Annotated in this window: 26 protein-coding genes; 19 read left to right on the top strand and 7 right to left on the bottom strand. The window is 48.5% G+C overall.

All coding sequences use genetic code 11. The annotated features are described in order from the left end of the window. The first annotated feature begins 3 nt into the window (after positions 1–3). The 5 genes from F1728_RS04535 (at position 4) to F1728_RS04515 (ending at position 4,438) form a co-directional block, all read left to right on the top strand. Positions 4–1,053, top strand: coding sequence for a helix-turn-helix transcriptional regulator (locus tag F1728_RS04535; RefSeq protein ID WP_155363088.1), 1,050 nt, complete (start codon positions 4–6; stop codon positions 1,051–1,053). Between the two features lie 69 nt (positions 1,054–1,122). Further along, positions 1,123–1,857 carry a hypothetical protein gene (locus tag F1728_RS04530; RefSeq protein WP_155363087.1) on the top strand — a complete coding sequence of 245 codons (735 nt, stop codon included), beginning with the start codon at positions 1,123–1,125 and terminating at the stop codon, positions 1,855–1,857. Between the two features lie 77 nt (positions 1,858–1,934). Beyond that, positions 1,935–2,345 (top strand): hypothetical protein, encoded by a 411-nt coding sequence (locus F1728_RS04525; protein ID WP_155363086.1) that lies wholly within the window; start codon positions 1,935–1,937, stop codon positions 2,343–2,345. Positions 2,346–2,378: 33 nt separating this feature from the next. Beyond that, the gene (locus F1728_RS04520; protein WP_155363085.1) at positions 2,379–3,125 is read left to right on the top strand and encodes a hypothetical protein; all 747 of its coding nucleotides are present in this window, start codon (positions 2,379–2,381) and stop codon (positions 3,123–3,125) included. A 185-nt stretch (positions 3,126–3,310) separates the two neighbouring features. Further along, complete coding sequence (locus F1728_RS04515) at positions 3,311–4,438, top strand: MBL fold metallo-hydrolase (protein WP_390643448.1); 1,128 nt, start codon at positions 3,311–3,313, stop codon at positions 4,436–4,438. Between the two features lie 20 nt (positions 4,439–4,458). Here the strand turns inward: F1728_RS04515 and F1728_RS04510 are convergent, their stop codons facing one another. Both F1728_RS04510 and F1728_RS04505 read right to left on the bottom strand, forming a co-directional pair. After that, positions 4,459–5,385 (bottom strand): hypothetical protein, encoded by a 927-nt coding sequence (locus F1728_RS04510; RefSeq protein ID WP_155363083.1) that lies wholly within the window; start codon positions 5,383–5,385, stop codon positions 4,459–4,461. Positions 5,386–5,783: 398 nt separating this feature from the next. Then, positions 5,784–6,599, bottom strand: coding sequence for a hypothetical protein (locus F1728_RS04505; RefSeq protein WP_155363082.1), 816 nt, complete (start codon positions 6,597–6,599; stop codon positions 5,784–5,786). Positions 6,600–7,369: 770 nt separating this feature from the next. Here F1728_RS04505 and F1728_RS04500 point away from each other — a divergent pair. Next, positions 7,370–8,899, top strand: coding sequence for a hypothetical protein (locus F1728_RS04500; RefSeq protein WP_155363081.1), 1,530 nt, complete (start codon positions 7,370–7,372; stop codon positions 8,897–8,899). A 420-nt stretch (positions 8,900–9,319) separates the two neighbouring features. Here the strand turns inward: F1728_RS04500 and F1728_RS04495 are convergent, their stop codons facing one another. The 3 genes from F1728_RS04495 to F1728_RS04485 form a co-directional block, all read right to left on the bottom strand. Further along, on the bottom strand, positions 9,320–10,036 hold the full coding sequence (locus F1728_RS04495) for an endonuclease/exonuclease/phosphatase family protein (protein ID WP_155363080.1): 717 nt from the start codon (positions 10,034–10,036) through the stop codon (positions 9,320–9,322). 104 nt (positions 10,037–10,140) lie between these two features. Further along, positions 10,141–10,803: a hypothetical protein gene (locus F1728_RS04490; RefSeq protein ID WP_155363079.1), complete on the bottom strand. Its 663-nt coding sequence runs from the start codon at positions 10,801–10,803 to the stop codon at positions 10,141–10,143. Positions 10,804–11,037: 234 nt separating this feature from the next. Further along, entirely contained in the window at positions 11,038–11,304 is a 267-nt protein-coding gene (locus tag F1728_RS04485; RefSeq protein ID WP_155363078.1) for a hypothetical protein, read from the bottom strand. A gap of 443 nt (positions 11,305–11,747) precedes the next feature. On the opposite strand from F1728_RS04485, the gene F1728_RS04480 reads away from it, so the two are divergent. From F1728_RS04480 to F1728_RS04430, 11 genes are all read left to right on the top strand, one after another. Further along, a complete protein-coding gene (locus F1728_RS04480) occupies positions 11,748–12,902 on the top strand; it encodes an IS256 family transposase (protein ID WP_155363077.1) in 1,155 nt (384 codons plus the stop codon). 294 nt (positions 12,903–13,196) lie between these two features. Then, positions 13,197–13,406 (top strand): hypothetical protein, encoded by a 210-nt coding sequence (locus F1728_RS04475; protein ID WP_155363076.1) that lies wholly within the window; start codon positions 13,197–13,199, stop codon positions 13,404–13,406. Continuing rightward, entirely contained in the window at positions 13,369–13,926 is a 558-nt protein-coding gene (locus F1728_RS04470) for a hypothetical protein (protein ID WP_155363075.1), read from the top strand. The genes F1728_RS04475 and F1728_RS04470 overlap by 38 nt, the downstream gene beginning before the upstream one ends. Positions 13,927–13,996: 70 nt before the next feature. Next, positions 13,997–14,365: a DUF1257 domain-containing protein gene (locus F1728_RS04465; RefSeq protein ID WP_155363074.1), complete on the top strand. Its 369-nt coding sequence runs from the start codon at positions 13,997–13,999 to the stop codon at positions 14,363–14,365. Then, positions 14,362–14,562, top strand: coding sequence for a DUF2997 domain-containing protein (locus F1728_RS04460; protein WP_155363073.1), 201 nt, complete (start codon positions 14,362–14,364; stop codon positions 14,560–14,562). The genes F1728_RS04465 and F1728_RS04460 overlap by 4 nt, the downstream gene beginning before the upstream one ends. After that, positions 14,562–14,789: a hypothetical protein gene (locus F1728_RS04455; RefSeq protein ID WP_155363072.1), complete on the top strand. Its 228-nt coding sequence runs from the start codon at positions 14,562–14,564 to the stop codon at positions 14,787–14,789. Before F1728_RS04460 ends, F1728_RS04455 begins: the two co-directional genes overlap by 1 nt. Positions 14,790–14,883: 94 nt before the next feature. Further along, positions 14,884–16,380 carry an AAA family ATPase gene (locus F1728_RS04450; protein WP_155363071.1) on the top strand — a complete coding sequence of 499 codons (1,497 nt, stop codon included), beginning with the start codon at positions 14,884–14,886 and terminating at the stop codon, positions 16,378–16,380. A 95-nt stretch (positions 16,381–16,475) separates the two neighbouring features. Then, positions 16,476–17,420, top strand: coding sequence for a hypothetical protein (locus tag F1728_RS04445; protein ID WP_155363070.1), 945 nt, complete (start codon positions 16,476–16,478; stop codon positions 17,418–17,420). Between the two features lie 11 nt (positions 17,421–17,431). Next, entirely contained in the window at positions 17,432–17,680 is a 249-nt protein-coding gene (locus F1728_RS04440) for a hypothetical protein (protein ID WP_155363069.1), read from the top strand. Positions 17,681–17,772: 92 nt separating this feature from the next. After that, complete coding sequence (locus F1728_RS04435; RefSeq protein ID WP_155363068.1) at positions 17,773–17,991, top strand: hypothetical protein; 219 nt, start codon at positions 17,773–17,775, stop codon at positions 17,989–17,991. A gap of 69 nt (positions 17,992–18,060) precedes the next feature. Further along, complete coding sequence (locus F1728_RS04430) at positions 18,061–19,404, top strand: hypothetical protein (RefSeq protein ID WP_155363067.1); 1,344 nt, start codon at positions 18,061–18,063, stop codon at positions 19,402–19,404. Between the two features lie 257 nt (positions 19,405–19,661). On the opposite strand, the gene F1728_RS04425 is transcribed toward F1728_RS04430, so the two are convergent. Together F1728_RS04425 and F1728_RS04420 are read right to left on the bottom strand one after the other, a co-directional pair. Further along, on the bottom strand, positions 19,662–22,526 hold the full coding sequence (locus F1728_RS04425; RefSeq protein WP_155363066.1) for a PrsW family glutamic-type intramembrane protease: 2,865 nt from the start codon (positions 22,524–22,526) through the stop codon (positions 19,662–19,664). Positions 22,527–22,617: 91 nt separating this feature from the next. Beyond that, complete coding sequence (locus tag F1728_RS04420; protein WP_155363065.1) at positions 22,618–23,022, bottom strand: hypothetical protein; 405 nt, start codon at positions 23,020–23,022, stop codon at positions 22,618–22,620. Positions 23,023–23,385: 363 nt separating this feature from the next. On the opposite strand from F1728_RS04420, the gene F1728_RS04415 reads away from it, so the two are divergent. Together F1728_RS04415 and F1728_RS04410 are read left to right on the top strand one after the other, a co-directional pair. Beyond that, entirely contained in the window at positions 23,386–23,787 is a 402-nt protein-coding gene (locus F1728_RS04415) for a DoxX family protein (RefSeq protein ID WP_155363064.1), read from the top strand. 30 nt (positions 23,788–23,817) lie between these two features. Further along, the gene (locus F1728_RS04410) at positions 23,818–24,387 is read left to right on the top strand and encodes a DUF416 family protein (RefSeq protein WP_155363063.1); all 570 of its coding nucleotides are present in this window, start codon (positions 23,818–23,820) and stop codon (positions 24,385–24,387) included. Positions 24,388–24,444 lie beyond the last annotated feature (57 nt).

Genomic DNA, 24,444 nt, shown 5'->3' with positions numbered 1-24,444 from the left:
TTGATGAATTCCAAAAAGAAAAAATTACCACCAGATTCCAGTGTCCCGCGTCGTCTGGATCGTGACCGGAGAGTTCGGCAAAATGCACGCATCGCACGCGTGCTGGGGGTCCTGAATTTAATTCAGTCTCGAGGGAGATGGAATCTGAAGGCGATTGCCAGCGAACTGGAATGCTCTACCCGAACGATCCAGCGGGATCTGGAAGTACTGGAATTTGCTGGAGTGCCCTGGTATGTCGATCCTGCTGATAAATGTTACCGGGTCCGGGCAGACTATCAATTTCCCACATTGATGCTCACTCAGGATGAAACGATCGGACAGGTGGTCGCCACAGCACTGTCCAAGGCTTCGGGACTGGATATCAGTTCTGGTGCCAGTCCTACAACACGAAAGCTGGCTGCAACCGGCAATGGCGAGATTCAGCAACTGATTGCCGATGCTGCTCGTATGATTGAAGTATTTGATCTCAAGCTGGTCGATCACAGCCAGCATCAGGTAGTTGTAAAAACGCTGCAAAACGCTTTGCTTCAGGGAAATAAAGTTTCTGGAAGATATGATTCCCCTTACGAAGACGAGACAGTACGGCTGACAATTCATCCCTATCGTCTCTGTCTAGTCAAGCAGGCCTGGTATGTGATCGGCCATATAGAGGGCGAAACAGAGGCGAAAACGTTCCGCGTGGCTCGTTTTAAAAGCCTACGGATGCTGGAAGAACCGGCATTGGTACCTGACCAGTTTGATCTTGGTGAGTATTTCGGAAATGCCTGGTCTGTTTATCGGGGAGAGAAGTCTTATCAAGTCAAATTACGGTTTGAGCCGCAGGCAGCCAGAATTGTTGCGGAAACCATCTGGCACCATACTCAAGAGGTCAAACAACATCAAGATGGCTCTGTGACGCTCAATTTTACCGTGGATGGCCTCGATGAAATCCTGCACTGGGTCTTAGCCTGGTCCGGAAAAGTGAAGGTGGAGGCTCCCGAAACGCTCAGAACGATGCTGCTTCAGGAACTGAATGCTGCAATCAGTCTTAACTCGACCAATCATAAGCACTGAATGTGATGACATCTGGCCATTACGGTCTCATTCAGTTTCATGTCCCGTAATACGACAGAAGGGCAACTTATGCCGACAGTCGATGAGTATCTGAGTGAGTTACGGATTAACCAGCCAGAATGGGTTTGTCATCAACCAGAGTTCACTGCGGAAACGATCAGGCGGTTTTTCTCATCCAGGGTGGTCTACTATCCCGGGGCTTGCACTGACGGGAGAGCGATCGCGATCTTTAATGCCACAAAAAGTGCTTATTGCTTCGTCCATATCGACTTAACCACAACAGCTCAGCAGGTAAGTGACGATTTAAAAGCCGGTCCGCCCCAAGGTTGTAATGGTTATACTCCCGTAGTTGCTTCAGGAATATCCACTGAAATATTCCGCCGACTTATGAGGCTCGATATGACGCACCCGGTTCGGGATCAAGTGCCTGTTTTAAAATCCGTATTTTGGACCATTCTCGAGCGAGACCAGGATCGTGCCGACGAACACGGATTTGAGTATCTGGCTTTCTTACATATCCAGGCTGAAGCTGTCTGGGCATGTCAGAATCTGTGGTCGAAAGCAGACGTGAACCCGTTCGCTGTGGTTCTCCAGGATCATGCGTGGGGTGGAAATTATGCTTCTTTTGGGGGTGAAGAGTCGCCCTTGTATCAAGCGGCACAACGCACAAAGTATCCGGATCTGTTATTAGTTGCCAATAACACCAAAGTATGGCCAGATTATCAAGCGGTCTCTGAAAGAACACATCGAGTGATAGGTCAGAATCGGCTTTTTTTATCGAATCAAACAAGCAGTCAAAAGTAGGACCCACCTTTGTCGTTACCTTCGGGTACTAAAGAAAAGACTTACTCAATCTTTTCCAGTGTTCGAAGGAAGCCAAAATGAAATCACGAAAATCCTTTTCTTTGATGTTCGCAGCCATCATACTTATCCAGGGGTGTGGAACGGGACCAGAAGGGTCAGAGCAGGCGTCCAGAGCCTATCTGGCGGGTGAATATGATAAATGGATGTCGGGGCAGGACAATGAGGCCGCCACCTTCAAAGCCCGCTTGCAGTCGCAGGTGAACCCCATCAGCTACGAAATTCGAAGCGTGGTTCCGGATCAACCAGATCCCTTAGCGATTGCTAAGTCAGAGAATCTGACGAAAGACTGGAAAGAATGGCCAGCCTATCGTTTTAACGTAGTCTATGGGTCGATCTCGCGAGCAGGAACACCCTTGGAGCAGGTCGCAACATATACGCTCACCTGGAACGCTTTTGAAAAGAAATGGTATGTGAAAGACAGGAACTGATAGAAGCTTCTGCGTTCACTTGGAGAGATTGAAATGACTGAGGAAGATCGGCAGATAATTATAGATGCTATTTTAGAGATCTTGCTCCCTGAGGATCATCAATATCTTGGCTCTGTCCATGAAAACCCGAGCTCATCAGAACCAGGGATCTGGGTCGAAATCAACCGATCCAGAGCCTTTTTCGGGACCACGGTAAAAGCTGCCATTTTCACAGCTGGGCAGATGGACTGGTGGTACCCTCTCCGGGATGGAAAACTACTGAAAGACGATTATGAGTGGTTTGAGCTGCGAGCGACATTGGGAGACAACTGGAAAGCATCAGAGCCCAGGCTGATGAAAACGGAGAGTCGGACTCGAGTGGCACTCAATATCCAGATGGAGACAGGCATACCAGAGCATGAGCCGGATTATCTGGCATCACAAATTTCCAATCCACAGAATTCGGAACTGGATACAGATTACTGGGAGGATGATCCTCTGATGCAAATTGAGTTTCTTCGTGTAAAGGGCTGGGAGGGGCTTTGGTTTCTTGATGAAAACAAGACAACATTCCGAATAATTCGTCTGTCGGGGACGCATGAAGGCTACAGAGTGTATATGGGGGAGTTCCGCGAAAACAATTCTGTTCGGGAATACGACGTTGTAGCTCGGCTGACTATTGATGAAGATGACCATATTGTGAAATTGGAGTTCCTGGGACAGAACCCAGACTGTCCCGAGGTGGTCTTGGAACAGACTGACGACGGTCAGATTCAGGTCAAGAATATTGAATTAGGATAATTTATTTGAGGATTACAGTACATCGGGGAACTCAGGAAGTGGGGGGGAGCTGTATTGAGGTCAGTACGGACAACTCACGAATTATTCTGGATATAGGTTTACCCCTATTTAATCGCAATCGACAGGCTCTGGACAGCTTTGCAATCAAAAGGATGACAAGAGAGCAGCTTCGAAATGAGGGGTTATTGCCAGAGATTCCGGGCTTATATGAAGGGGCAGGGGGCCCTGATGCCATTCTGCTGTCCCATGCACACATGGATCACACGGGACTGCTTGAGCACTGTCAGTCTCAGATTCCGGTCTATGCCAGCTCTGGTACGAGCAAAATGATGCTGGCAGGAAGCCTGTTTGCAGCTCAGGTGGGACTGTCGCGTGAACAATTCCGTGAGGTCCTGCCAGAATCCCCCGTCACCATCGGGGATTTCAAAATCACAGGGTTCCCCGTAGATCATTCCATCTATGGATGTCTGGCATATTTAATAGAGGCTGAGGGGCAGTCGATTTTGTATTCCGGTGATCTCAGGTCCCATGGCAGAAAACCGGGAATGAACCGCCGGTTGATCGAAGTGCTCCAGGACAAAACCATTGATGTGATGTTGATGGAAGGCACGCACTTCGGTTTTCCGGATGGAAATTCGAAGAACGAATACGAGCTCGAAAAGGAGATCACAGAGCTCGTTCGGGAAAGCGAAAGCCTGGTTCTCGCATCCTTTTCGCCGCAGCATGTAGACCGACTGGTGGCCTTCATCCGTGCGGCCATAAAAACAAAGCGAACCTTCGTGGCTGATGTCTATACTGCTTTCATTATGTATCTGCTGAAAAATGAGATCCCAACAATACCGCAGCCCAAGTCAGCAGGATTGGTTCGGGTCTACGTCCCTGAGAGCCTCAGGCAGCCGAATACACGCAGGGGGAGAGTTCAGCAGGTGGAGCGATTCGAGCATGCAGAAATCAAACTGGACGAAATAATGCAAAGTCCTGAGAAATATGTGATGGTCTTTCGCTCTTCGATGCTGGATGATTTTAAGGAGGGACTTCCCCAGGATGTCTGTTGTCTGTATTCACGCTGGCATGGTTATCTGGAGCAGTCAGGCTGGGAATCTACTCGCCATTCCATAATGCAGGTCGATGGAACAATCCATGAGGTTCATACCAGCGGACATATGCTTTCAGCAGACATTGTCCAACTTGTGCGGAACATCAATCCCCAGGCCATTGTTCCAGTTCATACGTTTGAGCCTGGCCGATTTCTAGAACACTTTGAGAATGTGCAACTTCTTCAGGATGGTGAACCATTCTTGGTTGAGGCATGATCTGCTAAAGCAGCTTAATGTTAAGAGGCGTTGTACACAGACGTGTCAAAAATCAGAGATTGGCTACCTGGTTCCAGCACTAACGGGCAGCCTGCCGTTCCACAGAGAATCAGTCCGGCAGCCTCTTTTTCTACTGCCTCGCGGAAGACAGACCATTCACCCTTTCCGTTAAGCACAGATTCAATATCCTGTTGACTGCATCCACCGATGACCAGGAGTACTTTTTTCATCAGTCGGGAAGGCTCTGAAGGTGGTATGGCTTCGAACCGTTCTGACAGGCCGATCTGACGTTTGATTACTACTGTCCTCTGAGAGGTTTCGATCATTGCATGGTGATGCTTTTCTATTTGTTCGCGAAATCGTTTTAATTGCTGGATGATTTCAGGGACCTGGTTGGCATCCGCTTTAAGCCTGGGATCATGAATCATGCTGATTTTTACGAAGACCGCGGATTGGTGTTGTGTGTCATAATGACTAAGATTGAGTTTTTCAGAGGTAGGGCTACCAGTAGTCTGAAGTGGAATTTCCTGATCAATAATCACGTTAGCTGGATGGGAAGCAACGTGATGGAGAACCTGTGATTCGCCATAACATACTACAGATCGCATCTTTCGTTTGTACTCATTTAGCACATCTTGACCACAGTCTCCTAAGTTTTGTGCTTCCAGATTGTTTTCAAACCGTAATCCTTGAGCATTACCTGAAAAACGGAGGTATTCTGAACCATTGGTGGTATGTACTGGCACGTATTTGAAGCGGACATCTCCGATGAAAGTATCGCCTGACGGGGAGAGATTTCGAATCAGGGCTGCCCCGCGATAATACACAGTGACTGTATTGTCTCGTATTTCAGGGTGAAGTTCTGGATCGTTGATAATTGAAGACCAATATTCTGGGAGAGATTCTCCCCACGTGATCCATTTATCAGGTAAGTTGCTTCTTAACATAACAGCTCCTTTTAATGACAAGCGATGTTCCAGAAAATGGTTTCAACACCACTTCAGGAAAATCACTTTTCAAAGTTGAAATCTTTCGGAGCTATTAAGGTAACAACTCATTGTCGCAAGGGGGGGGCCGTCAAGATCATCGACGGCAAGAACTGTACTACCCACCAATTCAGGCCAACTATACCAACTCTGGTAATAGGCCGAACTGTCGGAATTGATCTGCAGCGTTTTTCGGAATTATATATCTCACATGTTTTGGGCGTCATCACTTCAAAAGCAAACTTGATGTCTTTCATGTCTTTTGAAAAGACCTTATGCCCTCTTCGTTTATACCTAAGGTCCAAAAAAATGATTTACAGGAGCCTGTAATGGCTCACTAAAATGAAAGTAGGGTGTTTTTATAATGGTCTCCTGCCATTTACGGCGGTCAGTACTTCATTTCGGTGTTCATCATCAGCTTGTCTTGTAGGGTCCCATTGGAAATTGTCAGGGAATACCTCAAACTGGAATGTTGTGAGGTTCATACCAGAATCCATAAGTTGCTTAGCTGAGAATTCCGCAAGTCCATCATTGATTCTATTCCCGAAATTCCTTAACCATTCAGTCTGTTCATCGAAACGATTGTAATAAGCTGCCGGAGCAAGGACGCGGAGTTGAATTTCATCAGCACTAAGCAGCGGTGTTTGTAGATTCTGTGTCTCAAGTTCCTCTGAATGTGTGCGAAAGAATGCATTAGTAAGACCATATTTCAGAATTTGAATTGCTGCAGACAGTGGTGTATTTGAGTCTACTTTCAGTTCAATAAGTTGAATCGTATTGCCTTCTCTATACGCTAGATCAACAGAGCGATTAGAATTTTCAAGGAGCCCTGAATCGACGGGGATTTGATTCACCCAATTCTCATTATTCAAGACAGTGATCATTGTGCGTTCTAAAGTTACTTCGTGAGTGTAATTATTTTTACCCAAAACAAGACATTGTGTAAAACGCCAGTTTTCATCTGATGTATTCTGCGGGCTCCCACCAAGTTCCCAGTTTTCAACCATTCGAGCATAAAGTGCTTTAATGAGTCTAACTCCATCAGGCAAATTGTTGTCATTCATCCGATTGAGTGTTTCTTGATGTTTATACTGGAGTGGTGTTTTTCTAAATGTACCATTGATACTTAGTTCCTGATTAACAAGAACATCACATTCATTATCCCAGAGTGGCATGTCAATAAAACTCCTTTTCGTTAGTGAGTTGTCAAAGTTATGATATTGCAACCATTCTTAATGACAGTGTGACTTTATTAGCCTCTCAATGCTATTTGACACTTTGGATCATAACTAGCCAGTACACAAAATTGTACTCGTAGTACGTGGGGACTTCGCGGGAATCCTGTTGACCGATGAAGTGGTCGAGTTACTGGATCTTTGGTAGCTCTTCGATAGCGAAAAGCAAATCGCGGTTCTCGACTTCGCTGTGCTGTTTGTCACGACGTCCCCGTCATCTTATTTGTGCGAGTTTTGGACACCCACTGGCACAAACCGAGCGAGATCTTGCTTACCTGATGACTCGCTGGCCGGAGCTGCCGTAGCACGTCCGCCAAGCAATTATTACTCTGGTGAGATCGGTGGATTCAACCACTACACCGCCAAACTGAAAGGGAAGATCATCACTCCTGCAGTCTGCTGGCACTTTTCGGGCTTGACGTCAAAAACCAGACGCGGTATCAGCAGAGAGGCTTTGGATGCACACCAAGCCGATCGCTGAGTTGTGACAGATTTGCTTAGGATCAATCGGCTGAGAATAAGATTATTCGGTTTTCGGATGTAAGGAATCTCTTGCATCTAACCGTCGGTGGAGATTTTTGACCCTACGGGGTTGGTGAGGTTTGTGCCGCGAGCTTGTATGATCTTTTTAAGTTATTCGCAATCTGAGCTAATCCGCTAGCGTCCTACGAATATTATTGCAGATTCAACGAACTTTCAGGATGGTTTCCATGATGAAAAGCATTGAAGAAGAAATCCTTGAGGTATTTGTGACCTCTGCTCGTCAAACGGAACACAAAGCGAGAAACGCGAAAGTTGCGTTAGCTTACTACGGATTTTCCAATGACATTTTGCCAACATTGGAATTTATCTCGGAGAAGTACTCAATTGGTACTAGGGAGAGGGTTAGGCAGATCCTCGAAGAATTTTTTACAACGAACTCGAGAATCAAGCAGATAGATGGCATTCAAGGTGCTGCAAAACTTGTTTCGTCTAAACCCGTTTCTTTCTGGTCTGAAATCAAATCGGCACTTTGTAAATTTGGTTTCATACCTCAATATTACTTGGCTGCTCATTTGCATGTCCTACTAAAGGATTTAGGCATGTGCGAGGAATTCGAGCTCTACACGCCAACGGGTGAAAAAGTTGCCCGTTCGAATGCAGCGAAATTCGAACAGTTTCTGTTTGTCCACAAGGATGTGAAAAAAAATGTGATGAGAGATATCATCACATTGCGAAATTTCCCATCTAGACACGGTATGATTACCTTGGATGCACTCGAGCTTACACATTTCAATGATCAGGAAATAAAGCGTCTAATCAACGGGATTCCTGAGTCTTGGCAATGTCTTCACGAGAATCAGACATGGTTTCTTTTTGAAGATAGAGACAACCGTTTGATCAATCTAATGGAGAAGGCATACTGTACCGGTTCAAGTTGCGAGATTGAACGTCTTGCCGAGACACTTGAAAACGGATTGCGGAGCCGGTCTTCTAAACTACCTTTCCCACCAGTTGCCGTTATTCAACAGTTTCTCAGGTCTTCAAAGTTGACCCGAGTTCAAAATGAATTTGTGACCTTTCATGGTGAGAAAGGCACGCTTTCGGATATTGAAAACGAGTGTATTCATTTTTTCGATTCAATTGATCGAGAACCAGTCGATTCGCCAAAGTTGAAGAGGCATCTGAAATCCTTGGAATACGGTGATTCGCTGATCAATAAAACCGTGCACAACTCGCCTCTAATCCACATTGATAAAACAGGTGGCAGAAAGACCTACCAATTTTCGCTCGTCTGCAATAAAGATGATGATTCTACAGGTAATCAAAAAGACGATCGCTATCAGGAATTCGTTAACAGGCTGAAAGACATTGCGGAATTGGGAACAGATGCCGAACATGAAGCGAACCGGCGGCGAGAGCAGGATCTATTACGAGAATGGATCTTTGGAGACAAACTGTGTGAATCTTGTGCAATCTGCGGCAAGGAATTCGAATCGGCCGCTCTGCGAACCGCCCACAAAAAGAAACGTAGCGAGTGTTCCGAAGCAGAACGAATCGACCCATACGTTGTCATGCCAATTTGTTTATTTGGATGCGACTATTTGTATGAAAACAAATTCGTGACTATTCGAGAGGGAAAAGTAGCCACGGGTCCGGAGGAGCCGCTTTCTTCTGCCAGCAAGGAGGCGATTAGTCAGATAGTCGGACGCGAAGTCGAAGGACGCTGGATCGCTGGCAAGTCGGACTATTTTCATTAACCACTGCGGCCATTGGCCAACTCCATCAGACCAATGCACCGAGCCCCCCCCAGAGACGTGAGCTTGAACCGCGATACGAAACCCCTCTCCTTCGATTATCTGTGCAACGAATTCGTGCAGACATTGATTCAGTACGGTGTTCATACAGGTGTGGAACATTAGCAAGCTGATAGCTGATAGCGAGTGATGTGTTTGCCACCGCAATGCATTCATAGGTTTACTGCAGTTGGAAATGTACAATACCGACTACTTGACCCCGGATTCTCTAACTCAGGTTACATTCTCATTGGTAAATTGGTATCAATCTGAATCGCTCAAGTATTATTCAGAAGTTCCACAGAAATAGCGGGTTTTGTATTTAGGTTATACTGACTCCTAACGTGCTCCCGCGAATGAAACCCGTCGCATGTGGGGGACACATTATTCTCTTTTCAACTTAGATGGTTTAATGAAACCAGCGATTCCAAAGTGATCAGATAACCTGTCTCCCTCTGTGGTCTCCCGGTCCAATACGGTCAGATCATGTACCTGCAGATCTTCCGAGGTTGCGATGTGGTCAATCAGCTGGACTCCTTCTGGTCCCAGATTGCCTGCGGTGTGTATCGTAAGCCCGGAAGAAAGTACATCGTTCAGTTTTTCATAGGCATATTTTGGCTGTTTTGATCGGGGCAGACGCTGGTTGTAATCTCCAATGATCGCCAGGGGGAGATTGTGATCCAGTTCTTTCACCAATTGCTTTAGTGCATCAAGATAGAGAAGATGGTCTTCCCAGTTTTTCCGGTCCCTTCGGCCTCCATTGACATGGGCGGCACTCCAGGGAATGCAGACCCCCACCAGACGAATTCCATGTGTAATCCCACTAACGATGCGTCCTGAAGGAAAATCGAGATGTTCATGAATCGAAATTTCACTCCAGGGCAGTTTGCTCCACAGTATGACTTTACGCCGACCTGGTTTGAGTGGATATCCGTAGTCGGGAGCGGAACCGATTACGTGGCCTTGCTGGGGTAGTAACCCTGCCTTGGCTTCCGTAAGGCAGATCACATCAGGCTGCTGTTGTTGGATTTGTTTAGAAAGAAGTAGTCCACGCTTCGAACCAGGGACCGCCCACCCAGTATTCCAGACGACAAAACGCATGGTTAACTTACCTCACAACTTTATTGGGTCAATGGCAGTGTTTTTTGCAGGTCGGGCTGGTTGTGTATCACCATCTGAAAGTCCCCATAGGTAAAACAGGCCAATCATGGATATGTTTGCTCTCCATCGAACTCTGGACTGACAGGATTTTTCCCAATCGAGCCAACCATGAAAAGAGAAAGTGAAATTGCAATGGAAATAGCGATTATAAATAAAGCAATAAGCAAAACTTCGTGATATCTCTTATGCAAATATTTTTTTAAGTGTTCATTTAAGAATACAAGGAATATTATCCCAGCCATTAGTCCATAAACACAAAAGCACAGAATAAAAACGAATATTTTATGCAACAGCCAAGGAGCATATATAGAAGAAAGGGCTGTTGCTCCCACTAGAACTCCGATGCCAAATATTCTTACCTCTTTATTACTAATAAATGACTCAAAGGCATTGGAAAACAAAGCAAGCTTTTCTCTGAGTGGTGACATTTTGTAACTCAAAAAATATTTTCCATCTTCCCACTCTATGAACCATTCTTTCTGATTCAATTTAATCTCGATACATGGAAAATTCTTAATTTCCTCTCTCAGTTGAAATAAATCACGGCGACATTGCTTTTCTGTTTCATACCCAAACCACTCCCATAAAGTTTGACCTGGCTTTAAAAATGATGGATCCCATCCTTCACACTCTCCTAACATAGCCTTAGTCAGGATGTATGCTTCAAGTAACTTTTTTTCATCTTCGTCTAAAATCGCAAATATCACTTGATCATCTCCTGATGATGATTCGATTCTCTGGGGCACATTGGTACGTTTTGCTGGAATACTGACTGCGACGAATGACCGTCATCTGCAGAGCAACTAAAACCATGGCACCTGTCGCCAACTACGATAGGCATTTATCAATTTCCGTATCGTTGTTAACTCATTTTACTCCCATGGCTGATTACAATTTGCAGGAAGTCGAAGAGAAAATTCTTAACAAGATACCTAAAGCCATTACTTCTTATTTACTAGCTTCACAAATTTTGGAACGAACTTAACGCACTCGGAATTAGTGTCAATGAATTCATTTAAAATAGCAAGTACATCATCTTCCTCTATTACCAGTTTAAGCTGAGTCTTCCCCCCGCCCTTGGAGTCAATCTCAAAGTCAAATTTGATTGTTCCTTGAAAAATAGAACACTTCGAAACATTTAATATTTCACCCCATTTCGGTGCAGTAACACCACCTCTGAAAAGCTTAGTATTTTCAAGTTTAGTCATCAGTAATCTCCATAGAAGTGTGATGTTTTAAACATACAGTATTATGAGAATAGACTGACCCAAATATTGAATAAAGCCAATTAGTTTCGATCTATGGCTGAAATTATGAATAAAAGTATTTCTCTAGAGATAAGGAATAGGATTTCTGTAAGCCTAGAATAATTCGGTACCAACGCTGCAAACTTGCTGTCAGGTAAGCATATGCCACACTGAGAATATGTGTATACACTCTGTTTGGGGACTTCTGAATGTAATGTCTTAGATTTACCACTGATAAAAATTTGTTACTGTAACATCTCTTCTGTAAATTACCTGTGTGCCGGAGTGGTGCTTGTTATTTGAGCGTAGCGAAAATAACAAGCACCACTCCGGCGAGCCCTTGAAAGGGTGGGCCAGATCGGTTTCTTTTTAATGTTTTCCACAACAGAAAAGGAACTCCAACCATGGCCCACCAACAACAATCTAACAACATTCTCGACGCTGTCCAGCTCCTGGCCGATCATGGATTCGATGAAATGTCGCAAGCACTCCAGATCCTGTTCAACGAAGCGATGAAGCTGGAACGTTCCGAATACCTCGGTGCCGAACCGTATCAACGCAGCGTAACACGCCGTTCTTATGCCAACGGTTTCAAGCCAAAATCATTTCAAAGTCGCCTCGGAAAGCTGGAACTGCAAGTGCCCCAGACACGCGATGGCGACTTTTATCCCTCTGCACTGGAACGCGGCGAACGGAGTGAACGCGCACTGAAGCTGGCAATCGCTGAAATGTATGTTCAAGGCGTCTCTACCCGTAAGGTCGCCAAAATCACCACCGAACTCTGTGGATTTGATGTCACCAGTACACAGGTCAGTCGGGCAGCGAAACTGCTCGACGAAGAGCTGGAAACGTGGCGTAATCGACCGCTGGGGCAGGTGGAATACCTGATCCTCGACGCCCGCTATGAAAAAGTTCGCGTGGAAGGCAGCGTGCGGGACTGTGCCGTGCTGATTGCGATCGGCGTCCTGGCCAGCGGTCATCGGAGCGTACTCGGAGTGTCTGTGTCGCTCTCCGAAGCCGAAGTCCATTGGCGTGAATTCCTGGGTTCACTCAACCAGCGCGGACTGCATGGCGTGAAGCTGATCGTCAGTGATGCACACGAAGGCCTGAAAGCGGCACGACAGAACATGCTCGCTGGCACGCCCTGGCAGCGTTGCCAGTTTCATTTGATGCAAAACGCGATGCAATACGTTCCCAAGGTTCATTTGCGCAAACAGGTGAGCGATGAATTACGCAATATCTTTAATGCCAGAGACCTGGATGATGCGCTGAATGAACTGAAACGGTTCGTTTCCACTCATGAAAAAACAGCTCCGAAACTGGCGAGTTGGGCGGAAGAAAACATCCTGGAAGGACTGACCGTATTTACCATCCCTGCCGGTCATCGCAAGCGGATGCGAACCACAAACATGCTCGAACGGCAGAATAAGGAATTAAAACGGCGTACCCGCGTAGCGGGACTGTTTCCCAATGAGGAGTCGTTGCTGAGGCTGGTGACCGCGGTCCTGGTGGAACTCAGCGACGACTGGGAAACCGGCATGAGATACCTGACAATTTAATGCTGATCACAGAGACCGAAGGCCCCGGAAATTTACAGAATGTTTGTTGCTTTATCAAAAATTTCCCCCCCCCATATGACCTGATAAGCTGGGGGGCATCAGACAATCATAGGGCCGTCGTGTGAGGGACCTAAATCCGGCTCCAATCGGTGTCACTATTATATGTAAGGGAAACTTAGCTCTTCCAACCCCTCACTTTCACTGTCGCAGCCCCGTCTTCCGGTCATCTCACCACGAGATGCTCGGAAGGCGGGCTTTTTTAGTTTCTGCACATCTGATTCCCAAGGAGATTCCATGACTTTCGCTCTTGTTGCGACCAGCAGTGTGCTGGTCGTGTTGCTGACATTTGTCTGGGCCAGGGAGTTTCGGCTGCGGCGTGCTCTGCAGTCGCTCCTGGCCCGCATCTTTACCCAGTGGAGAAATACCCATGAAGCAACTGAACCGGCTCCAAAAAATCACGATGCTCATGACCGTGCTTATTCTGGGAACGATCGCCGGATGTAGCAGGTCACCCGATGAGCGACTGGCTGAATTCGCTCAGCAGACGATGACGGAGCAGATCCGTCAGAACCAACGTATGGCCGATCAGTCGGAAGCGATCGTCGAAGAAAGCCATCAGCTCGCGGAAGCCGCGAAGGAGCTGGTTGAACGGGACGCAGAGGCCCGTCACGAGCTGATTACGGCTCAAAAGGAGCTGACTTCGCAGCTCAACGAGCAGCAGTCAGCGATTTACACAGGCCATGATCAGCTGGAACAGGATCGTCGCGAAATAGCTGAGCAACGGCACCGTGATCCCATCATTGCTGCCGTGATTCAGAATATCGGTCTGGTAATCGCCTGTCTTTTGCCACTGCTAGTAGCCGTCCAGGTGATCTGGCAGATGCAGTCACAGGAACCGGATCATGCCGCGGTTGCTGAGCTGCTGACACTGGATTTGACCAGTGATGAACCACTTCTGCTTCCCGGCCCACGTCTGCATCAAGGTACGCTGGCCCAGGAAGACGAGAAAACACTGTCGTCGTAACTATTGCCGTCTAATCCAATGATGTCGATCCGCTTTTTAAATCAGCATTCAACATAAGGAGAACCAATCCATGAGCCATATTGTAGAAATCAAAACCGAAGTCCGGGACGAGACAGCCATCAGTGCTGCCTGCCAACGTCTAAAACTGGAAGCACCCACGCAGGGGACGGCTAAGCTCTTCAGCGACACTGCCACCGGTACGATCGTCAAGCTGCCTGGCTGGCGATATCCGGCTGTGTTCGATACACAGTCCGGTCAGGCCCGCTTCGACAACTACGAAGGTCGTTGGGGCGAACAGAGGCAACTAGATCGCTTCCTGCAAGGGTATGCCGTAGAAAAGACAAAAATTGAAGCCCGTAAGAAGGGGCACACCGTTACGGAGCAGTCACAGGCCGACGGCTCCATCAAGTTGACCGTTTCAGTGGGAGGTGCTGCATGAGTACTCGTACCATCGAAATCATTGTTGAATCCAACGGATCCACGCGTGTCCAAACCAGGGGCTTCACAGGTTCGGCCTGCATCGACGCCAGCCGGTTCATTGAGGAAGCCCTGGGAAAACGGACCAGTGAACGGAAAACGCCGGAGTTCTTTCAGGTCGCCGATGAACGGCAACGTCTTCGGGAAGGAGGTGGTTGATGGCCAAGGTCCGTCGACAGATCCAACGACAGCCCCGTGAGGATCCGGCAGTCGAGGCACGCCGTATTGCCCGTATTCGTAAGAAGCATGCAGACCTGATCAAAGAGCAGGATGCCCTCAGTCGCTGGATGACTCGCCTGAAACGTGCATTTCACAAGGTAGAGAAGCTTCAGGAGCGGATCGCCCGCATGGAACGCCAGTTGGCGGACCTGGAGAATCGTACCTGACAGGCTGGCTCTACACATCCAAAATCGAATTGTTTTATCAACGCCCCGGTTTCAGCTGGGGCTTTTTCATTTACAGACTTAAAAAGGAGTCGCTATGCCGACAGTCACTTCATTAACCCAGAAACTGGCCGAACATGTCGCGGCATGTTTCCCGGGACTGTGGATTCAGTCCCATGAGCACCAGGATGCATTAACAGAAATTGCTCAACTCTGCCATGATTCAGAGTGGCAGCTGGCCACCTGGGACATCGACACGGGACTCAGCGTCCCCGGCCAGACAGAGCAGGGCGGAAGTAGTAATGATCCGCTAACCGCCATCAAGGCGATCAATGCTCTGGCCACACCTGAAGGAACGGCCATTCTCGTGCTGCAGAACTTTCACCGGTTCCTGCAGTCCGCAGAAGTTGTCCAGGCGTTGTCTCAGCAGATCAACACGGGAAAGCAAAACAGGGCGATTGTGATCGTGCTGTCGCCTGTGGTGCAAATCCCCACCGAGCTGGAACGCATGTTTGTCGCGATGGAGCACGATCTCCCCGACCGGCAGGAGCTGGAAGAAATCGCTCGTGGGATTGCCACCGAAGACGGGGAACTGCCTGCAGAAGCTGAGTTACAGGTGATTCTTGATGCGGCAGCCGGACTCACTCGGATGGAAGCGGAGAATGCGTTCAGCCTGTCACTGGTTCGGGATGGGAGAATCACAGGCGACGCAGTCTGGGAGCTGAAGACCCAAACGCTAAAGAAAAGCGGTCTGCTTTCGCTGTACCGCAGCGACGATGATTTCAGCAGCCTGGGAGGCCTGGCGGCCCTCAAGGCGTTCTGTAAACGGGCCATGCTGCACCCGCAGCGTGGGAATCCGTTGAAACGCCCGCGTGGGGTTCTGCTGTTGTCCCCACCTGGTTGTGGCAAGTCCCAGTTCTGCAAAGCACTCGGCAGGGAGGTGGGTCGTCCTGTGCTCAATCTCGACATTGGCAGCCTGATGGGGTCGCTTGTGGGGCAGTCAGAGGAACGCACTCGGGAGGCCCTGAAAGTCATTGATGCGATGGCTCCCTGTATTGCCATGATCGACGAAGTCGAGAAGGCCTTTGCCGGTATGAACGGCAGTGGCGACTCCGGAGTCGCATCAAGAATGTTTGGAACGTTCCTGTCGTGGCTGAACGACCACCAGTCCGACGTGTTCGTGGTCTGCACCGCCAATGACGTCTCCAAGTTGCCCCCGGAGTTCAGTCGGAGTGAACGTTTTGACGGGGTGTTCTTCCTGGATCTCCCCGATCGTGAGGAGAAAGACGCGATCTGGGCACTCTACCGGGATCTGTTCGAGATCGACTCGGACCAGTCTGCTCCAGATGACACCGACTGGACCGGTGCGGAAATCAAGTCCTGCTGCCGCCTGGCAGCCTTGCTTGATCTGCCTCTGCGTCAAGCCGCTCAGAACGTGGTTCCCGTCGCAGTCACCGCTGCAGAGTCAGTGGGACGATTACGGACCTGGGCCAGCGGGCGGTGTCTGTCGGCCAGTCAGTCCGGCATCTACCGTCAGAAGGGGAAGGCGTCCCGGTCCCGTCGCAGTGTGAAGCGTGATGCTTCGAACAACTGATTTGCTGAAATTTTAAATTCCGGATTTTAAATCAGGCTGGGTGGTGTCCCGCGGGGAAGTCGTCCAGCCAGTTTCATTTCAGAGGAGTAACCAATATGTCCAGTGTTTTAGATGAACCTGTCACACAGGCTTCGACGTCTGCCAGTGGTCGACTTCGATCAGCCATGGCCGCAGCCCGATTGAGCTTCAACTGGCTGGGAGTCCGTAAGTCTCTGAGCTCGTCTCAGAAAGACCAGGCCGCCAATTCGTTTGGTGCTGAAGGGAAATTCCTTTCAGCGGGGAAGAAGCTGCTGGATACGCGTCATGCGGCGTTCAAGGCGGTCACAGCCATTCGCGGTCGCACAGTCGCGTACTGGAAAGGGGTTTCACTTCCGTTTCCAGAGCCGGGGATCCGTCTGATCCGTCAGGATGCTATCTCCGATTTCGATCAGCAGATCGCCGCTTTCCGCGATGAGCTGGATGAAGCGGTGTTTGAACTGGATCGTCACTATGACGAGCTGCGGAGTGCAGCCCGGAAGCGACTGGGAGATTTGTTTAATCCAGACGATTATCCACCATCGCTGATCGGGATGTTTGCGATCGAACATGACTACCCGTCAGTGGAACCGCCGAATTATCTGCAGCAGCTCAATCCCGAACTGTATGAGCAGGAGTGCCAGCGGGTGCAGTCCCGGTTTGACGAGGCGGTGCAGCTGGCCGAGCAGGCGTTTTTAAGCGAACTGACGCAGATGGTGGAGCATCTGACAGAACGTCTCAGTGGACGGCAGGACGGAAAGCCGAAGGTCTTTCGCGATTCGGCAGTGACCAACCTGACGGAGTTCTTTGACCGGTTTCGCAGTCTCAATATCCGGTCGAACGAACAGCTGGATGATCTGGTGGAGAACGCCCAGCGTGTGATTACCGGTGTTGACCCACAACAGCTCCGTAACAGCCAGGCGTTAAGAGAACAGGTTGCGTCACAGATGTCTGTGGTTCAATCCGACCTGGATCAGTTACTGGTAGATCGTCCCCGCCGAAACATCCAGCGTCGTCCACGTTAAAGGGGGAAAGGATGCAATTATTGATCAAACCGGACGGCGGCGTTCGCTGTCTGTATGACGAAACGCTGGATCTACAGGGACTGGGCCAGTTGCGGATCGAACGCGGTTCGCATGTCGAACCCGATGCAGACGGGCAATGGACGGCGGATTTATCACCGGTCGCAGGACCACTGCTGGGGCCGTTCCCCAATCGCAGTGCTGCATTGGACGCGGAACGTAACTGGCTGGAAGCACACTGGCTACCAGCTGTCCAAACATGAAGTGAACTTATTTTAGTGCCCTCAGGGGCGGTGTGTTTTCACGCTGCTCCGAGGGGGCAGCGTTTTCTCAAACTTAACAGGAGTAAACGCAAATGACACAAACTCAACTCGATCAGCAGGTCGCCAGAGCGACGGGTGAAGATCTTCGGGAAGTTCGGTTTCGTGGTTTCAGCCTAGCGGATCCCATGACTGTCAGTTTCGATCCCGAACCCTGTGACTTGCCGCCGCAGATCCTGGACTGGGATCAGGCAGATCTGGAGCGGAATGTCGCTTTCTTTCATCAGCCTGGCATTATCAACGCTTTTGTATAGCCGCTGTTTCCCTGCCGATCCGGTGACAGCCACCGGATCGACTTTTTTTCTGTTCACACAGGAGAAACGATGATTACTATATCCGGTTCTTTAATGCGTGAGTTAAAAACCGTTTTCAGTCGTGGACTGGGAATTACCAGCCGCCAAACCGGTCCACCAGTCGAATTCCTGGTCGACCAGCATGGTCTACGGATTCGGACCCGAAACCAGCAGATCGCGTTGGAATATCGTCTTCCTCTCGAAGGACTGCAGAGTCAGCAGATTGTCTCACCCTTTGGGCTGTTACGATGCTGCCAGGGCGTGAAGTCAGATCCGGTTCAGCTGCAGGTTGAAAACGAAAAAATCTGTGCGGAGTGGCAGGATGCCGGTATTCCACAGTCGATTGAGTATCCAGTCGTGGAATGCGAGGAGTTTCCGGAACTTCCAGAACGTCTCGCATCCAATGATTTCCGTCTGATGGTTACTTTAGGGGATGCCTGTGAAACGGCAACAACTGATTCGGCACGGTATGCCCTGGATCATCTACAGCTGCGTGGCTCTGAGGGGCAGGTGATCGGTACAGATGGCAGGCAGCTGTTGATTCAGGATGGTTTCCAGTTTCCCTGGGAGGGTGAGTTTCTGGTTCCTGCCAATCGCCTGCTTTGCAGCCGGGAATTGCGACGCGGCAAGTCAGTTGAGGTCGGAAGTACGGCAGAGTGGGTGACCTTCCGATCGGGGCCGTGGACCATCTGGCTGAAGATTAACGAAAAGGCACGTTATCCCAATGTGCTGGAACTGGTTCATAAACGGCCAGAAACGGTGGCCACTTTACAAGTTCCGGATGCGGATGCAGAGTTTATCTGCTCAGCCCTGAAACCGAAACCATTTCACCAGGGAGATGCTGATAAAGTGACTCTGGACCTGAATGGAGAGGTCACGGTACGTGCCCGGGAAGGGGGGCAGGAACAGCAGCGAGACTATGTTCTGTGTCGTTCAGAGCGATCCGGTGAAAGCCTGCGGATCAATACGAGTCGGGACTATTTCAGACGTGCTCTGCAGCTGGGCTTTCGGGAGATCAATCTGAGTGGACCCGATACGCCCGCTTCCTGCAGAGAAGGGGACCGGACCTATGTCTGGGCTCTCCTGACTCAGGCGGAAGCTGTGCAACCACAGTCTGATGCCGTACGCATTGAGTCTACGTCGGTGTCTTCCCAGCCAGCCCAGTCTCGATCGAAGCAGAAACCTATTGCTGAACAGGATCAATCAGGTCAGAAACCGGACATCGTTCCAGAACAGGTTTTAACTCAAATGAAGACGCTTTGTGGTGGCTTAACAGAAACGGTCTCACATATACGCGACTTGATAGCCCAGCTTCGCGAACAGAGCCAGGACTGGCGTCGTAGCCTGAATTCTGATCAGAGTGTCAGTACCTGAGTATCAGAAGCTAATATTTCCCGTGCTGTGCCCTGGATACGGATACTGCATTCAGGACACAGGGGACAACACCAAAGGCCTGCGATCCCGTTGGGGACCGCAGGCTTTTTTTTAGGTGTTCAAGAATAGGCATCCATACGGTGCCAGGTTCCCAGGCAGCATATCGCTCGAAAAGGGAAGCATGGCCCTTAAAGGGCGGAGTGCTTATAGGGCCGGTAACTTCCGTCTTTATCAGCCTTTGAAACGAAACGCAGTTTTCACTCCCCGTGAAGTCGTCGCAACTGTTTGATAATCCCTGTATCTTGATCGACGAACTCAAGTTGATCGCTACTAATAATGTTGACGGCATAAGAAAAGGGACGGTCTGTATATAGTTTCTTAAGATTTTCTAATCCTTTTGACGATCGCTCAAAGGCGATCTTGGTCGCGTTATCTGCTGGGATAATTTTTAACTTATCCACGTATTCAGTTAAATTTTCACCATCAAACGACCACTGTCCGATCAGCGTAATCTGGAGAATATACCGGAAACGAGAGCCATCAGCTGCTTTTCCACTCCTGAGCCACTCGAACTCATGCCTACTTTTCCGGTCATTTGAATAGATTGCCACTCCCTTCATAGACATTCGTGATAATTGGTGACCTGTTTCTGCAGAAGTTATGGAAAGTTCGTCTGCATTGGCCACGAATTCCTCCGCCCACTGTCCGACAAGTATTTCTTCCTTCTGACTTTCAATTCTGTCTAGCTCAAGTGCACCGAATAGAATAAAAACGCCAATTACGGTGAGGCCAGCGATCGACAGTGGCGTCCCCCATTTTTTCTTTTGATAATCAGGGTGATTTTCTTTTACATATTTGTACTGCTCATTTCCTGATTTCATCCACCAGGCAACCAGCAATGCACCGAAGGCAAGATTTGATATCAAGTCAGGCAGGATCAAGGTCAGTACTACCACTCCGATGCTACCGTAAACCCATTTAAAAGATTTTTTAGATCTTTCCGTTTCATTCAAGTTGGTCCAGTTCTTTGCATGCAACCAGGCACCGAATATGGGGGTTAGTAATAGCGACCAGAAACCAGCTGCATTCGGATTCCACAATTCTGGTTCACTGGACGCATTTGGGGTAGCCTCACTTACTTCTGTGGTTGTCTGAGTAACAGTGTTTGCCTGGGGCGAATTGTCAATGTCTTCCACAACACGATTCTTCATACTGGCAGCCACCGCGGCTATTTCTGCAGTGCTGAAGCCCCGCCTCCAGAGCCTCCTGGCTTGATCCGGAACCAGTTGTGACACATTCGAGCAGCGAATTAACCAGGCAAATATGACTAAGCTGATTACATCCCATGTCAGCATCCAAAGGGGATCATTCGATAGGTTATGACTTGTATGCAGAACATCGGATACTCCAACTGTCGCTGCAATCAGCAAACATCCTCCAACTGGTCCCCATCCATGAGCTGCGGTCGTAAAAGCGGAGCGAATCCATCCGCCTGTGACGTGTGCCAGGATCCAGCCTGAGATTCCGGCCCAGACGGCGTGGATGGTTACCAGGCTGAGGAAGCGTATAGCGTAAAGGCCCCAGCCTACCTGCATCGGAGCGTACATTGTGAAGTGATAGTACACCGCTTCCCCAAGCCCAAATGCAAGTCCCCCGATCATGGCAAGGTAGACTAATCGCGAGTTAAATTCCTGGCTTCGGGAACGCCAACTACCTGTGTGTGCAGCAAAGGCAATTAAAGCTGGAGACAACTTGATAAGTTCTTCGCAAAGACCAATGCTCAACATGTGATTTCGGAAATAAACCGAAAATGATTCCGGGACGCCTGTTCCTTGCATTATAGAGAACGTGTCTTGATAGGCTGTCCCCACAGCCACGAGAAATATCCGAGGTAAATCGAAGAGTATCAGACGGCCCCTGGCCCATTTCTGCCGATCAGACCAGTTATTGAGTGCATATTCTGCCAACTCCTGAAATAACAATATGCAGATTACACTGATGATTGAATATGAAAAAAGTAGAAGGAGAGATTTGTAACGACGCTCACCAGCTACTAAATCAGGTTTGTAATATGCGAGCAGTCCCAGTCCACCAAGGCCAGTAGCCAGGTAGAGAACCAAAATTCCAAAGTGACTCAAGTTCAAAGGTTCGCTGCCAAAACTCGCAAACAGATGTCCTGTGATGACAACAGCTGCGAGGGGCCACACGGATATTTTACGGGGAGTCGACTCTTTTTTCAGTTGAGTGAGTCGTTCCAGTATCTCTTTGAGAGCAGGATTGTCGCGAAGCCATTCGTAATCAAGAGCTTTCACAGCGACTTCGTCCTGAAGATCTTCGATTTGTATTTCGATGGAGCGAAGTTCAGATTCTTTCTGTTTGAGTTCGGCTTGTAGCGAGATGGCGGTAGAAACAGAGTCCACTCCGAGTTGTTCAGCAGCTCGCTCTTGGGTGTTTTTATAATTTAATTCAGACTTCTGATGTTTGTCTTTGGCTTTTGCAATACGCTCTCGCAGTCGATTTATTTTTTCTAAAACTTTTTCAGTCTCACTACAACGGACTGTCTCCTCCGCTTTCGCGGAGAGAAGAGCCTTACCAAGTTCCTGATTGACCGTCTTAATTCTGAACTCTTCCGCCTTTATCTGACCAGTCAGTTTCAACTGCTTGGCTTTAAGTGCGGTTTGCTCAAGAACCCCAGCTGGATTTTCCGAAGTCACTGAATCTTTCTGTCTCCGCAGTGCTTCAATTCGTGATTCAAGTTCCTTTCGGGGATTGAATCGGAGGTCATCGGCGATATCACCTGATTGCAGGCCCTTAAAAGCCGTTTTACCCAGTGTTGTGGCTAGTTCAAGCAGTTGCTTCCGTTTAACCTGTAATTGAGACTCAGCTTCTTTGGCTGCGTTCTCAGCTTCACTAACATTTTTAGTCTCTGACTTAAGTAGCGTTATCTGTTCCTGGGTTTTCTTACGCTGTTCAAGTAGGTCAAAGTAACTTTCCCGATCTCGTTTGAATGCTGCCTCATTTGCCACCGGGGAGTCTGGGGCCAGCAGCATGTCTGAAAACTGTTGTTTCAGGGTTGTATAATCAACTTGCGAGAATTGAGGGGAATTATGTTCTTGGCTCATTATTTTTAGTCCGACTATTTTGAAGTCTGTTTCTATGGGGAGTTGTCATGACCAGTGAGAACGGTGGGGGAGACTATGTGTGGTCCAGAATTCAGTAGCTTTTCGCGGCGATGCATTTACCGTCCCTGATATCACAAGTCAGGCTCATCTTCGTACCAGATGCCTTATGATTAACTTTGCTGAAGTAGACCCAGGTTTCGTCGGGCTTAGTTTCCGAAGTGACTGATGTTTGTGGTACCGGGTAGTTCCTGGCTGAAAATTTGACATTATCGGGTTTGCCAAGTCTTTGGCGGAGTTCTGATGTAGAAAGTCCGATGAGGAAAGCTGTTTCTGCATCGGAGATTGTGTCAAATCCTGCAATAAAATCTTTTACGACAGTCGGTTTGTCGGTCTTATAATACGATTGGTAAAGCAAGCCGATGAGGCTCATGATGAAAGCGGCACCGATTGTTGACGAGAACTTGGAGTCAGTTATTTTTTCTTGATCTTCTGCCATGGTTTGCTCCTGACGAGTAATGGAAATATGGAAATACTGGCGTAAATCGCTTTTCCATACCTATCGCGAGAGCGTAACACTGGGATCGTAAAATATTCTGTATATATAGAGTTGACCTACACACCCGACACAACTGACACAGTGGGAGCCATGCAGACGGTCTGGATTGGTCTGTAACCTGATTTAGAGAAAGAGGATAGGAAAATTCCGGTGATGGATTGGAGTGATGTTTGGAAGCAGTCTGGCTGACAGGGAAGTCATATGCTTAAGTATCCCTGTCGACTACAATTACTGGATACCGCTCTTTTCAATCTAAAGTTAGAAAAACAAGTAGGGAAGCCCCATCCCCAAGCGAGAACACAGATGCGTCAGGTGAAATCAATCTCAAAGTTCCTTCTCGCGACCTTCATGATCGTGGCTGGCACGATGCACTTTGCGAATCCAGCATTCTTTCTGAAAATAATGCCACCCTATCTTCCGTTTCATGAAGAACTGGTTCTGGTCAGTGGCGTTTTTGAGATCCTGCTGGGGGCTCTGCTGCTGATACCGAAATATTCACATCTGGCAGCCTGGGGGATCATAGCCCTGTTGATTGCTGTGTTTCCTGCCAACATCTACCTCTACCAGAACCAGGAGATCCTACCGGCTTCACCCACCATTCACCTGCTGCGACTGCCGTTGCAGGGGGTATTTGTGCTGTGGGCGTTCTGGTATACACGGTCTCGAAATTATGCCAGTAAAGGCACTGATCAGGATGATTCCTGAATTGATTGGCACCAAGGATCATAAGGACGTATGAATAAGACGATCAATGACATGGACGACCAATATGAATTCATGACGAAGCAACTCCGTATGCTCCGTCATTTTGAACGATGTTTGTTTGCAGTTTGGTGTGCCGACCGCCTGTTAATATCACACGCCGATCACCTCATTAAGAATCTGTCACAATCTGATCTGCGAACATTACAGGACATCCTGAACGATATCTGGGATTCATTGTTGAATGGTGTGATCCCTGAAAAGGATCAACTGAATGCCCTCGACATGGACTTCATGGAAGTCGATGACGGATGGGCCGATCCCATGCGAGATGTTGATCCCATTATATCCATAGTGCAACAGAGCATCGGGATGTGTATTCTCTGCTGTCGCAGAAACGATGTGGGATTGTCCCAGGATGTTGCTCAGTCAGTGATTGATGGCCTTGACTGCAAGCTTGAAAAAGATGATCCCGGTTATACACCGGAAACCCTGTTCGAGCATCCTCAGATTCAGTACGAACTTGAAACTCAGTTGGCCATGATAAAGAACCTGAAGGGTGAGTATGAACTGGTTCCGAACCTGAGGACTATGTTTCGGTGATGTTGTGACATGTACTGATCCTGTCGCTCATCATCACGTGAGAGTCATCAATACGGA

This window comes from Gimesia benthica, from assembly GCF_009720525.1.
Lineage (GTDB): Bacteria > Planctomycetota > Planctomycetia > Planctomycetales > Planctomycetaceae > Gimesia > Gimesia benthica.
Note: the sequence above shows the minus strand (reverse complement) of the source record. Positions and strands in the feature narration are given on the sequence as shown.

What these genes read in the sequence shown, in the direction of transcription:
- F1728_RS04520 (WP_155363085.1), top strand. Translation starts at nt 2,379, where the DNA reads ATGACTGAGGAAGATCGGCAGATAATTATAGATGCTATTTTAGAGATC.
- F1728_RS04460 (WP_155363073.1), top strand. Translation starts at nt 14,362, where the DNA reads ATGAGTACTCGTACCATCGAAATCATTGTTGAATCCAACGGATCCACG.
- F1728_RS04435 (WP_155363068.1), top strand. Translation starts at nt 17,773, where the DNA reads ATGACACAAACTCAACTCGATCAGCAGGTCGCCAGAGCGACGGGTGAA.
- F1728_RS04415 (WP_155363064.1), top strand. Translation starts at nt 23,386, where the DNA reads ATGCGTCAGGTGAAATCAATCTCAAAGTTCCTTCTCGCGACCTTCATG.
- F1728_RS04440 (WP_155363069.1), top strand. Translation starts at nt 17,432, where the DNA reads ATGCAATTATTGATCAAACCGGACGGCGGCGTTCGCTGTCTGTATGAC.
- F1728_RS04445 (WP_155363070.1), top strand. Translation starts at nt 16,476, where the DNA reads ATGTCCAGTGTTTTAGATGAACCTGTCACACAGGCTTCGACGTCTGCC.
- F1728_RS04465 (WP_155363074.1), top strand. Translation starts at nt 13,997, where the DNA reads ATGAGCCATATTGTAGAAATCAAAACCGAAGTCCGGGACGAGACAGCC.
- F1728_RS04420 (WP_155363065.1), bottom strand. Translation starts at nt 23,022, where the DNA reads ATGGCAGAAGATCAAGAAAAAATAACTGACTCCAAGTTCTCGTCAACA.
- F1728_RS04505 (WP_155363082.1), bottom strand. Translation starts at nt 6,599, where the DNA reads ATGCCACTCTGGGATAATGAATGTGATGTTCTTGTTAATCAGGAACTA.
- F1728_RS04525 (WP_155363086.1), top strand. Translation starts at nt 1,935, where the DNA reads ATGAAATCACGAAAATCCTTTTCTTTGATGTTCGCAGCCATCATACTT.
- F1728_RS04530 (WP_155363087.1), top strand. Translation starts at nt 1,123, where the DNA reads ATGCCGACAGTCGATGAGTATCTGAGTGAGTTACGGATTAACCAGCCA.
- F1728_RS04450 (WP_155363071.1), top strand. Translation starts at nt 14,884, where the DNA reads ATGCCGACAGTCACTTCATTAACCCAGAAACTGGCCGAACATGTCGCG.
- F1728_RS04480 (WP_155363077.1), top strand. Translation starts at nt 11,748, where the DNA reads ATGGCCCACCAACAACAATCTAACAACATTCTCGACGCTGTCCAGCTC.
- F1728_RS04485 (WP_155363078.1), bottom strand. Translation starts at nt 11,304, where the DNA reads ATGACTAAACTTGAAAATACTAAGCTTTTCAGAGGTGGTGTTACTGCA.
- F1728_RS04495 (WP_155363080.1), bottom strand. Translation starts at nt 10,036, where the DNA reads ATGCGTTTTGTCGTCTGGAATACTGGGTGGGCGGTCCCTGGTTCGAAG.
- F1728_RS04535 (WP_155363088.1), top strand. Translation starts at nt 4, where the DNA reads ATGAATTCCAAAAAGAAAAAATTACCACCAGATTCCAGTGTCCCGCGT.
- F1728_RS04455 (WP_155363072.1), top strand. Translation starts at nt 14,562, where the DNA reads ATGGCCAAGGTCCGTCGACAGATCCAACGACAGCCCCGTGAGGATCCG.
- F1728_RS04470 (WP_155363075.1), top strand. Translation starts at nt 13,369, where the DNA reads ATGACCGTGCTTATTCTGGGAACGATCGCCGGATGTAGCAGGTCACCC.
- F1728_RS04410 (WP_155363063.1), top strand. Translation starts at nt 23,818, where the DNA reads ATGAATAAGACGATCAATGACATGGACGACCAATATGAATTCATGACG.
- F1728_RS04475 (WP_155363076.1), top strand. Translation starts at nt 13,197, where the DNA reads ATGACTTTCGCTCTTGTTGCGACCAGCAGTGTGCTGGTCGTGTTGCTG.
- F1728_RS04425 (WP_155363066.1), bottom strand. Translation starts at nt 22,526, where the DNA reads ATGAGCCAAGAACATAATTCCCCTCAATTCTCGCAAGTTGATTATACA.
- F1728_RS04510 (WP_155363083.1), bottom strand. Translation starts at nt 5,385, where the DNA reads ATGTTAAGAAGCAACTTACCTGATAAATGGATCACGTGGGGAGAATCT.
- F1728_RS04500 (WP_155363081.1), top strand. Translation starts at nt 7,370, where the DNA reads ATGATGAAAAGCATTGAAGAAGAAATCCTTGAGGTATTTGTGACCTCT.
- F1728_RS04430 (WP_155363067.1), top strand. Translation starts at nt 18,061, where the DNA reads ATGATTACTATATCCGGTTCTTTAATGCGTGAGTTAAAAACCGTTTTC.